Source organism: Pseudoalteromonas sp. Of11M-6 (assembly GCF_022347905.1).
In the GTDB taxonomy this organism is placed as follows: Bacteria; Pseudomonadota; Gammaproteobacteria; order Enterobacterales; family Alteromonadaceae; genus Pseudoalteromonas.
In genome coordinates this window covers 1-9380 of record NZ_JAKRFW010000088.1, presented here as the reverse complement: position 1 = coordinate 9380, position 9380 = coordinate 1, and the positions used below count along the sequence as shown (strand labels likewise).

Sequence of the window (9380 nt, the reverse complement as noted above, 5' to 3'; positions counted from 1 at the left end):
GCGGTGTTTTCCCTAAAACTCTCTGGCTAGACAAGGAAAAAACTAAGTTGTGCTTTAGCAACAATGAGTTGGAACATTCCTTATCCAAACCTCAGGTTATTTAGATCTTTTTAGGACAGATGTGTACTAAAGAAAGTTAGTTGAATAGTTTGGCAAGAGGTAGTCAAAGGAGGCTGAAGCCTCCTTGTATGATACGACCGATGGCTACAGTTTATTTTCAGCGAGTGCGATAAAGAAACTATAACTTAATGCGACATCGTGGATACGCTTAAAGCGACCAGACGCACCACCGTGGCCGGCTTCCATATCAGTTTTTAGAAGCAGTAGATTATCATCTGTTTTGTATTCGCGTAGCTTAGCGACCCATTTCGCAGGCTCGAAGTATTGCACCTGAGAATCATGCAAACCCGTGGTTACAAGCAGGTTTGGATATGCTTGGGCTTTAACTTGATCATAAGGTGAGTAAGACAGCATGTAGTCAAAATACGTCTTCTCATTTGGGTTGCCCCATTCGTCGTACTCATTTGTGGTCAGCGGTAGGGTTTCGTCAAGCATGGTATTGATCACGTCTACAAATGGAACTGCTGCGTGTACACCATCGTACAACTCTGGCGCTTGGTTAATGACTGCACCCATTAATAGACCTCCTGCGCTGCCACCTCTGGCATAAATACGTGAAGCATCCCCATACTTTTGCTCAACGAGTGCTTTTGTGACATCAACAAAGTCGTTAAAGGTGTTCTTTTTATTTAACTTTTTGCCATCATCATACCAAGGACGGCCAAGCGTTTCTGAACCACGAATATGCGCAATAGCATAGACAAAACCACGATCTAAAAGGCTTAAACGGCTTATAGAGAAAGTTGGCTCAACATTAGAACCGTATGAACCATAACCGTATTGTAGTAGCGGGTTAGAACCATCTTGCTTAAACTTATCTTTACGATAAACAATTGAAACTGGTACTTTTATGCCGTCACGTGCGGTGACAAAAATACGTTCAGATTGGTAGTTTTCAGGTGCAAAGTCACCCAATACTTTGTCTTGCTTTAATAGTGTTTTGTCTAAACTAGCAAGGTCGACATCATACACAGAAGCCGGGGTCGTCATACTCTGATAACCAATTCTTACTGCGCCTGCGTCTAAATTTGCATTACCAGTTAAATACACTGCGTAAGCCGGGTCGTTAAAGGTTAAACGCTTGCTTTCGTTATTATCTAAATTTAATACGGTGATTTGGCTAAGGCCATTTTCACGCGTTTCGTAAACAAGGTGCTGATTAAATAGCTCAAAGCTATCTAGTTTTGCATCGGCATTGTGCGGTACAACGGTTTGCCATTTTGAAATATCACTTGCATCACTGGCTTTAACGCGCATCAGCTTAAAGTTTACGGCATCTTTATTGGTGTGGATGTAATACCAGTCGCCAAGTTTAGCAATGCTATATTCATGACCACTTTCTCTTGGAATAAAGCGCTCAGGAGTTGCTTTTGCATTATCTGCATCTAGTAAAGAAACACCTGATGCCTCGGTGCTGGAATGGTGAATGTATATTTTGCTCTTGTCTTTACTCTTTGAGATATAGGTGTAATAGCTGTTATCTTTTTCTTCGTAAATCAGTTCATCTGTGCTTTGCGCTGTGCCTAGAGTATGACGGAATACTTGATAACCGAGCAAAGTAACCGGATCTTTTTTGATGTAATAGATGGTCTTGTTATCGTTCGCCCAAACGATAGGGCCTGACGCACCTTCGATTGTATCGTCCAGTAACTTACCTGTTGTTAAATCTTTGATTCGGATAGTATAAATTCGACGACTTACTGTATCTTCAGCAAAAGCTAATAGATTTTCGTTGGTTGAAACGGAAATACCACCAACACCGTAGTAGTTTTGACCTTCAGCGCGGATATTCGCATCAAAGATAGCTTCCGCATTTTTACCATCTTTGTGTTCACTGCGGTAATAAGTGAAGTATTCTTTGTCACCCTCAGTGGCACTAAAATAATAATAACTGCCGTTTAGTACCGGCACGCTGCGGTCATCTTTAACCACTTTGTTCTTTATTTCTTCAAATAAGGTTTGTTGTAGTTGCTCTGTGTTTACGAGCTTGCTGTCGGTATAGGCATTTTCTTTGGTTAAGTGTGACAGCACCTTTTCATTGCTTCTAGTATCGTCACGTAGCCAGTGATAATTATCGACAAGTTCTTGACCGTGAATGGTCGTCTTGTGTGGGATCTTTTCTGCAACTGGCGCCACAACGGCTGCGGACTGTTCTGCTTTAACGTCAGATGTTGCGTTTTGAGATGGCGCTTCTTGACAACCAAGTACAGCAACCAAAGATGCTGCTACTAATGTAAATTTAAATTTCTTCATTTTTATTCTTCTGTAATAAATCAATCCATCCATCGAGTCTATCTAGTTCTTATTATAAGGACAACTAATTGAGACGATATTTTATAACAATTGTAGAGACTGGGTTTAGCCATTCGAAACGTAAGCGACTTAATTAATATCAAAGCGGCCAACCAAACGCTCTAAGTCTTTGGCTAAGCTAACTAATTGGTCAGCACCTGCGTTTAATGCTGCCGTTTCTTCTCCGACTTGTCGTACGGAAACATCCACCGAGTCAATCAAACGTCTAGTGTGGCCTGCATTTTCTCCTTGTAATGAGGCTTGTGACGCGATATTTGAAACCGAAGTTTTAATTCTCGACACTGCCTGAGCGATATCAGTAAACGCTTGCTGAGCGCTTTGTGATTGTTTGATAGCTGTCTCAGACTCGCCTACGCTCGACGTCATTTGGGCCGATACCGTCCTCGTTTGTGCGATGAGGTTAGTTAACACTTGCTCTATTTCCTGTGTGGCGTCATGTGAGCGCTGCGCAAGCGTTCTTACCTCATCAGCAACCACTGCAAAGCCCCGACCTTGTTCACCTGCACGGGCAGCCTCAATCGCTGCATTTAATGCCAAAAGATTAGTTTGCTCTGCGATAGAACGGATCACCCCTAAAATATTAGTGATATCTTGGCTTTCACTTTCGAGTTGGTTCATGGCGCTGGCGGACTCAGCCAACGAATGATTAAGCCTCGCAACCTGCGATACGGTACTTTCTATTGTGCTGTTACCACGCTGAGCGTGATCGTCCGCAGTGACGACATCCTCTAAAGTATGACTGCAGCTTTCACTAATTTCGGTGGCAAGCTGCTCCACGGTTTCGGTAGTCGTAGTCGCGCTGGCGGAGTCTTCAGCCTGCGTATGGCATTGATTACGGATATCGTTGATACTTTTTTGTGATCCTAACGCGGCATCATTCAATGTCGAGGCATTGCTTTGAATATCTTTTACGAGCGAATTAATTGAGTCCAAAAATTTATTAAACCACGCGGCCAGTTCCCCAATTTCATCGTGGGTGACGACTTTTAAACGTTTAGAAAGATTGCCTTCACCTTGTGCTATCTCTTTTAAGCCTTCAGACACCATTTCAATAGGTTCAACTATCTTATTGGCAAGCGTTATTGCAATGATAATAAACAGAATTACCATGATGAACGCGATAATAGTGATACTAATCGTCATATCGTAAGCTGAAGCCAAGATTTCATCTTCATCAATCACCGCGATAAATTGCCAGCCAAGAGTGTCGGAGCGATAAATCTTAGCGTCATAGGTTTTGTTATCAGTTTCAATGGTAAGGTAGGGTTCGTTTGTGGCGCTTCGTATAGCCTCGTAGAGTGGGCTAGTGAGATCTTTAATGTGTTTAAAGTTGTTATTTTTATTTTTAGGATCGGCAAGTACAGTGCCGTCGGCATCAAGGAGGATTAAATACCCAGACTCCCCAAGACGAATATTGCTAACAATATCGGTCAGTGTAGCGAGTGTTACATCTAATGATTGCACGCCAATCACTTTGCCATCATGCTTTATACCTGTGGCAACCGAGACCATGGCTTGCCCCGTTACCCCTTGATAAGGCTCGGTAAGGATAACTTTGCTTGGATCTTTTGAAGCATTTTGATACCAAGGGCGTTTTCTTGGATCGTAATCGCCAAGGGGCTCTGCAGGATACTGAATAAAACCACCGGAACCAGTACCAAGATACACAAACAGTAATTCTTCATGGGTTTGCCCAAATGCGCGGTAAAGCTCAAAAATATTGGCTTCTGTTTGACCGTTTTGTAGCGGGGTCATGGGCTTCTCTGCACCAAAATAAGTAGTGGTATCTTGGCTTACTTGCTGCACGGCCCTAGACTCGGCGAGGAAGCGCGCATTTTTCTTCATCTGCTCAAAAAACAGTACAAAAGACTGTTCGGCTTGCCGTATCTCATTGCCGGATGCATCAAGAAATTTATCGAGAGAGTCACTTTTGGTCTGAGAAATGCTGACCACAGAAATCGCTAAAATAGGAATGATCACAGTGAGAACAAAGCTAATAATGAGCTTTTTGCGCATTTTCATACAGACAACCCTTAACTATCCGAGTGTTTTTATTATGCTCCTAGGAGGAGCGCATATTCTCAGGGCAAAATCTGAGCCACGGGTGTGGCTCGTTCAAATCCGTATTATAAACACTTTGCAGTGGTAAATTTGACCAATCAACGCGCTTCAGAAATTAAAACTAATTTTACCCCTCTAATAGGTTTAGCATTGGATCTCATGTTTTTTAAGTAATTTGTAAAAATCAGAGCGATTACGTTGCGCAAGTTTTGCAGCTTCCGATACATTCCCTTCGCAAAGCGCCAGTACTTTTTGGATGTAGTCATACTCAAATTGGCGTTTTGCTTCATTTAACCCCGTAAACGCATTCTGCTCTTTATCCTTAGGCAGGGCTTTTTGTACGATATCTTCAGTGATCATTTTACCCGGAGTAATAGCAACACAGTGCTCTACGATATTATGGAGCTGACGGATGTTACCCGGCCAATGATAATTCAACAAATGCGTAATACTTTGTTGGTTAAATTGCTTTTCGCCATCGCTAAGTGCACTTAAGAAGCGTGATGCAAGTAGTGGAATATCTTCCAATCGCTCTCTTAAGCTTGGGATTTCAACAGACACTACGTTTAATCGATAGTATAAATCTTCACGAAATTGCTTTTCGGCAACGGCGCTTTGAATGTTCTTATGGCTTGCAGAGACAAAACGAACATTGACCTTGTGCTCGGTTTGGCCGCCCACAGGGCGAACGGTGCGTTCTTGTAAAACACGCAGTAGCTTAACTTGCAAATCAAGCGGCATATCGCCAATTTCGTCGAGGAATAGGGTGCCACCATCTGCTGCTTGTACTAAGCCTTCTTTGTCGCTCACCGCGCCGGTAAACGCGCCTTTTTTATGGCCGAATAGTTCAGACTCCAACAGGTGAGCGGGCATTGCGCCACAGTTAATTGCAATAAATGGGCCTTGCGCTTGGTTACTGGCCAAATGGATTGCTTTTGCTGTCACTTCTTTACCGGTACCGCTCTCGCCTTGGATAAGAATGTTTGCGTTGCTGCTGGCAAGCGCCTGAATTTGCTGTACCAATTGACGCATTGCAGCACTTTGGAATAACAATCCATGGAAGTTATTTGGATCTGAGGTTTGTGCGGTTCTTACTTTTCCTGCAAGCGCCTCATTGATGACATCGAGCATTTGCTGAGAGTCAATGGGTTTGGTTAAAAAGCTCACAAAGCCTTGCTGCATGGCGTCAACAGCGTCAGGAATCGAGCCGTGAGCGGTCATCATGACAACGGGCATGCCGGTATAATACTTCTTTATTTGCTCATTAAGTTCAAAGCCATTCATGTGCGCCATTTTCAAGTCGGTGATGACCAAGTCGATAGGCATTTGCTTGAGGATATTTAACGCTTGCGTACCGCGATGAGCTACTTCAACGTCGTAGCCGTGGCTTTCTAAACGCATCGCCAGTAGCTCGGTTAAAGATGTATCGTCATCCACTAAAAGTAACTTTGCGCCCTGTTGTGTTTGACTCATAGTGAATCCTCCTCAAGTGATGGGTTTTCAGAAAGATCGGTTTCTAAACGTTGTTTTTCTATGTCGGCAAGCTTTTGTTTCAGCTCGGCAAGCTGCTTTTGGGTTTGTAACAATTGCTCTTGGTGCTGTTGCGCCTTATTGTCAGAGTAATAATTACTGATTTTTTGCTCACGAAGGCTTTGGGTATGCCAAGCTAACGACTCAAACCAAATGTTGTAATCTTCTGGCCAGTAATCTTGTAGTTTTACTTCTTCAATGGCTTTAAGTTGCTTGGTTGTTGAGTCTGTACCGCAATAGGTGTGAATAAAGCCTTGTAAGTGCAGCGCACCTTTATAGTAATCGTTAAATGTCACGTTATGTTTTTTAGCGCACTGGCTGACTAAGGCTTTGATCACCTCAGCTAAAGGCACAAACTTAGCGCTGGTTTCTGTTTTTACAGGACCAATAAACTGCTTTGTCTGCTCGACCTTTTGTTCTGTTGTGGCACAACCACTGAGCAAAAATAGCGTGATACTTAATGCGATGTATTTCATTTTGGATCCCTTTTTGGAAAAGCGACTTGAATACTGGCGCCAGATTCTACTGATAGCCATTTCACATCGCCTTTTAATTGCTTCACACACTCAGAGACAATGGCTAAACCTAAGCCACTACCATTATTATTTTTATTTTTCTCACCACGAACAAACGGTTGGAATAATGAATCGGCTTCATTGACGTCTATGCCATCACCATCGTCACGGACTATCAGCAATACATCACCATTTTGCTCTTCAATTGAAATAGTGACATTGCTTTTAGCATGATCGATGGCATTGCTCACTAACTGAGTTAACACTAATTTGCACGGAAGATAAGGCACTTTTAGCTCATCATGATTTTGCCAGTTCACTATCACATCAGTCTTTCCTAGCTTATCGCTAAGATGCTTAGAGACTTCCTCTTGGATAAGATTCATTTCGGCGTCGTGATGTAGGCTATCTGGGTGACTGGCTGCACTATAGCTGAGCAAATCATCGATCAATGAGCCAAGCTTTGCAACAGAGTTTTCCATAATGATGAGAATACGTTGTTGTTTTGGATTAACATCTCCAAGCAATCCACTATTTAATAAGCTGCTTCCTTCGTTTAACGATGCTAAAGGGGTTTTAAGCTCATGAGTAACATGGCGCAAGAAGGTTTCTTTTTGTTGTTGAATACGCTTAAGTTCGAGCCTTAACCAATTTAGCCTGTCACCCAATTGCTGCAATTCATGACTGCCAGAGAGTTCAACCGACTTATCAAAATTACCTTTACCTACCTCAGATACCGCAGATTCTACCTGATTAAGTTGCTGACAAATCCGGTTGATCAAAAAGATGCTGATCACGATAAGGGTGGGTAGCAAGATAACGAGACCAAACATAAACCATGTTTGCAGCTGCACGAAATGGGATTCTTGATCTGATAAGCGCTTATTAAGTGTTTGTTGAAAGCTTTCCTCGAATTGATTAAGCACCTTAACCAATTGTTGGAACTCTTCAGCTTTTGAAGTGGCATTGATTTCATCTGGCGCGAATTGTCGCCATTTAGCAACAAACAGCGAGTCGGGTAGATTTATTTTTAATAATTGAATGCGTTTTTTGGTATTTTGCCACTTCTGCTCGATGCTTTCTTGCAGTGTTTCACTTTGCAGCAGCTGATTATTTTGCAGTGCTTTTTCAAGCGCACTGATATCTGCTTTCACAAAATTGTATTCAAGAATAAGTTTTTGATTTTTATTATAAATATCCTGTGTTTTTTGTTGGTTTTTGGACAGTGCCTGGGCGTACCACAAAGTCAATGTGAGTATTGGAAGCACACCAATAAACATGGCAATAAGTGCCTGTTTTTGTAATGACTGAGAAAAAATTTTTTTCACGATGCTAAATCCTTAAAAAGGGTGCACAAATTTCAATCAAATGGTGTTGCGAGATTTGCAAAATTTTCTACCCAAAAATTTACCTGTTGCAAAGCTGCGACAATCTAACTTCAAGAAAAATAAAGACTTTTTATTTTTCGCTTTTTTAACTGTTGCCATTTAGCAACAGCCAGCCTTAATCCAACCTTAATCTTTTTAAGTGATTTAACTTAACTCATTGATAAACGGTGTTTTTTCAATGTTGGCATCAAAGTTGGAATAGTTATCTCGAAAGCGAAAAACGAAACGCAAAAACAAATGCAAAATCAGTTTTAGCTTTAACAGCAAAATGTTTAACACAGAATTTAGTTTTTAATCTTACGAGGAAAGCACGATGAAAAATTTAGCAATCGCAGTATCAGCAGCAGTAATGACTTTGGCATCAGTAGGTGCACACGCAAACACGGATTTCGACAAATTAGACATGAATGGTGACGGTTACATCTCTATTGAAGAAGCAAAAGCAGATGAAGGCCTTCTTGCTCAATTCAACGAGCTAGACGCTGACCAAGACGGTCAACTAAGCCAAGCAGAATTTGATAACTACGAAGGTTAATTCGCCCAGTTATCGCATCACTTTAATCGTTTAGGAGAAGATCATGAAAAATTTACTAGCAGCACTTTCAATTACAGGTATGACATTAGTTTCAGCATCGGCAATGGCGATGGATGACTTCGAAAAGTACGACACAGATGGCAGCGGCACGATCAGCATGAGTGAGGCGCAGGTTAACCCTAAGTTAGCTGAGCAATTCAAGACACTTGATGTTGACGGTAATGGCGAGCTAAGCGAGTCAGAGTACGAGCACTTTGAAGGCTAATTTGAAAGTTTGGTATCGGTGAGTCTTCGGACTCTCCGCCAAGACTAAATTTTAAGGAGAATATGATGAAAAATCTACTAGTAGCAGTTTCCCTTGCTGGCCTGTCAATGGCCTCAGTTAATGCAATGGCTGGTGACGACTTTGCCAAATACGATGCCGATGGTAGTGGCACAATCAGCATGAGCGAAGCGAAAGTAAATCCCAATCTTGTTGAGCAATTTACTCAACTAGACGGTAACGCTGACGGCGAGTTAAGTGAATCAGAATTCGCAAATTTTGAAGGCTAATCAATAGCCCTCCAATTTTATAAAACGAACAGTATTTAAATTTTTGAGGAAAGTAGCCCTCCAATTTTATAAAACGAACAGTATTTAAATTTTTGAGGAATAAATGATGAAAAACGTACTAATTGCACTTTCAATCACAGGTTTATCTTTCGCGTCTGTTAATGCAATGGCGGGTGAAGACTTCGCAGCGCTAGATACAGACCAAAGCGGCACAATCAGCATGAGTGAAGCACAAGCGCATACTGCACTTGCAGAGCAATTTAAAGAGCTAGACGCTGATGCAAATGGCGAGCTAAGCGAAACAGAATTCGCAAACTTTAAAGGCTAAACAGTAGCCCTCCAATTTTATAAAACGAACAGTATTTA

9 protein-coding genes are annotated in these 9380 nt (G+C 41.9%); 4 read left to right on the top strand and 5 right to left on the bottom strand.

The features are described from left to right. Window positions 1-204 precede the first annotated feature (204 nt). The 5 genes from MHN32_RS23010 to MHN32_RS22990 form a co-directional block, all read right to left on the bottom strand. The gene (locus tag MHN32_RS23010) at window positions 205-2373 is read right to left on the bottom strand and encodes a S9 family peptidase (protein ID WP_239422918.1); all 2169 of its coding nucleotides are present in this window, start codon (window positions 2371-2373) and stop codon (window positions 205-207) included. Between the two features lie 129 nt (window positions 2374-2502). Next, window positions 2503-4455, bottom strand: coding sequence for a methyl-accepting chemotaxis protein (locus MHN32_RS23005; RefSeq protein WP_239422917.1), 1953 nt, complete (start codon window positions 4453-4455; stop codon window positions 2503-2505). Window positions 4456-4638: 183 nt separating this feature from the next. After that, on the bottom strand, window positions 4639-5967 hold the full coding sequence (locus MHN32_RS23000) for a sigma-54 dependent transcriptional regulator (protein WP_102058495.1): 1329 nt from the start codon (window positions 5965-5967) through the stop codon (window positions 4639-4641). After that, window positions 5964-6500 carry a hypothetical protein gene (locus tag MHN32_RS22995; protein ID WP_010604276.1) on the bottom strand — a complete coding sequence of 179 codons (537 nt, stop codon included), beginning with the start codon at window positions 6498-6500 and terminating at the stop codon, window positions 5964-5966. Before MHN32_RS22995 ends, MHN32_RS23000 begins: the two co-directional genes overlap by 4 nt. After that, entirely contained in the window at window positions 6497-7867 is a 1371-nt protein-coding gene (locus MHN32_RS22990; RefSeq protein WP_239422916.1) for a sensor histidine kinase, read from the bottom strand. Before MHN32_RS22990 ends, MHN32_RS22995 begins: the two co-directional genes overlap by 4 nt. Before the next feature lie 373 nt (window positions 7868-8240). On the opposite strand from MHN32_RS22990, the gene MHN32_RS22985 reads away from it, so the two are divergent. The 4 genes from MHN32_RS22985 to MHN32_RS22970 all read left to right on the top strand — a co-directional run bounded on the left by MHN32_RS22985 (window position 8241) and on the right by MHN32_RS22970 (window position 9342). Further along, on the top strand, window positions 8241-8462 hold the full coding sequence (locus MHN32_RS22985) for an EF-hand domain-containing protein (protein ID WP_010369619.1): 222 nt from the start codon (window positions 8241-8243) through the stop codon (window positions 8460-8462). A 43-nt stretch (window positions 8463-8505) separates the two neighbouring features. Then, a complete protein-coding gene (locus tag MHN32_RS22980) occupies window positions 8506-8727 on the top strand; it encodes a calmodulin (RefSeq protein WP_010604274.1) in 222 nt (73 codons plus the stop codon). A 65-nt stretch (window positions 8728-8792) separates the two neighbouring features. Then, window positions 8793-9014, top strand: coding sequence for an EF-hand domain-containing protein (locus MHN32_RS22975; RefSeq protein ID WP_239422919.1), 222 nt, complete (start codon window positions 8793-8795; stop codon window positions 9012-9014). 106 nt (window positions 9015-9120) lie between these two features. Next, window positions 9121-9342 (top strand): EF-hand domain-containing protein, encoded by a 222-nt coding sequence (locus MHN32_RS22970; protein WP_010369616.1) that lies wholly within the window; start codon window positions 9121-9123, stop codon window positions 9340-9342. The last annotated feature ends 38 nt before the right edge of the window (window positions 9343-9380 follow it).

Bases quoted from the DNA above. Each gene is read 5' to 3' on its own strand.
- MHN32_RS23010 (WP_239422918.1), bottom strand. From the start codon at position 2,373: ATGAAGAAATTTAAATTTACATTAGTAGCAGCATCTTTGGTTGCTGTA.
- MHN32_RS23005 (WP_239422917.1), bottom strand. From the start codon at position 4,455: ATGAAAATGCGCAAAAAGCTCATTATTAGCTTTGTTCTCACTGTGATC.
- MHN32_RS22995 (WP_010604276.1), bottom strand. From the start codon at position 6,500: ATGAAATACATCGCATTAAGTATCACGCTATTTTTGCTCAGTGGTTGT.
- MHN32_RS23000 (WP_102058495.1), bottom strand. From the start codon at position 5,967: ATGAGTCAAACACAACAGGGCGCAAAGTTACTTTTAGTGGATGACGAT.
- MHN32_RS22980 (WP_010604274.1), top strand. From the start codon at position 8,506: ATGAAAAATTTACTAGCAGCACTTTCAATTACAGGTATGACATTAGTT.
- MHN32_RS22970 (WP_010369616.1), top strand. From the start codon at position 9,121: ATGAAAAACGTACTAATTGCACTTTCAATCACAGGTTTATCTTTCGCG.
- MHN32_RS22985 (WP_010369619.1), top strand. From the start codon at position 8,241: ATGAAAAATTTAGCAATCGCAGTATCAGCAGCAGTAATGACTTTGGCA.
- MHN32_RS22975 (WP_239422919.1), top strand. From the start codon at position 8,793: ATGAAAAATCTACTAGTAGCAGTTTCCCTTGCTGGCCTGTCAATGGCC.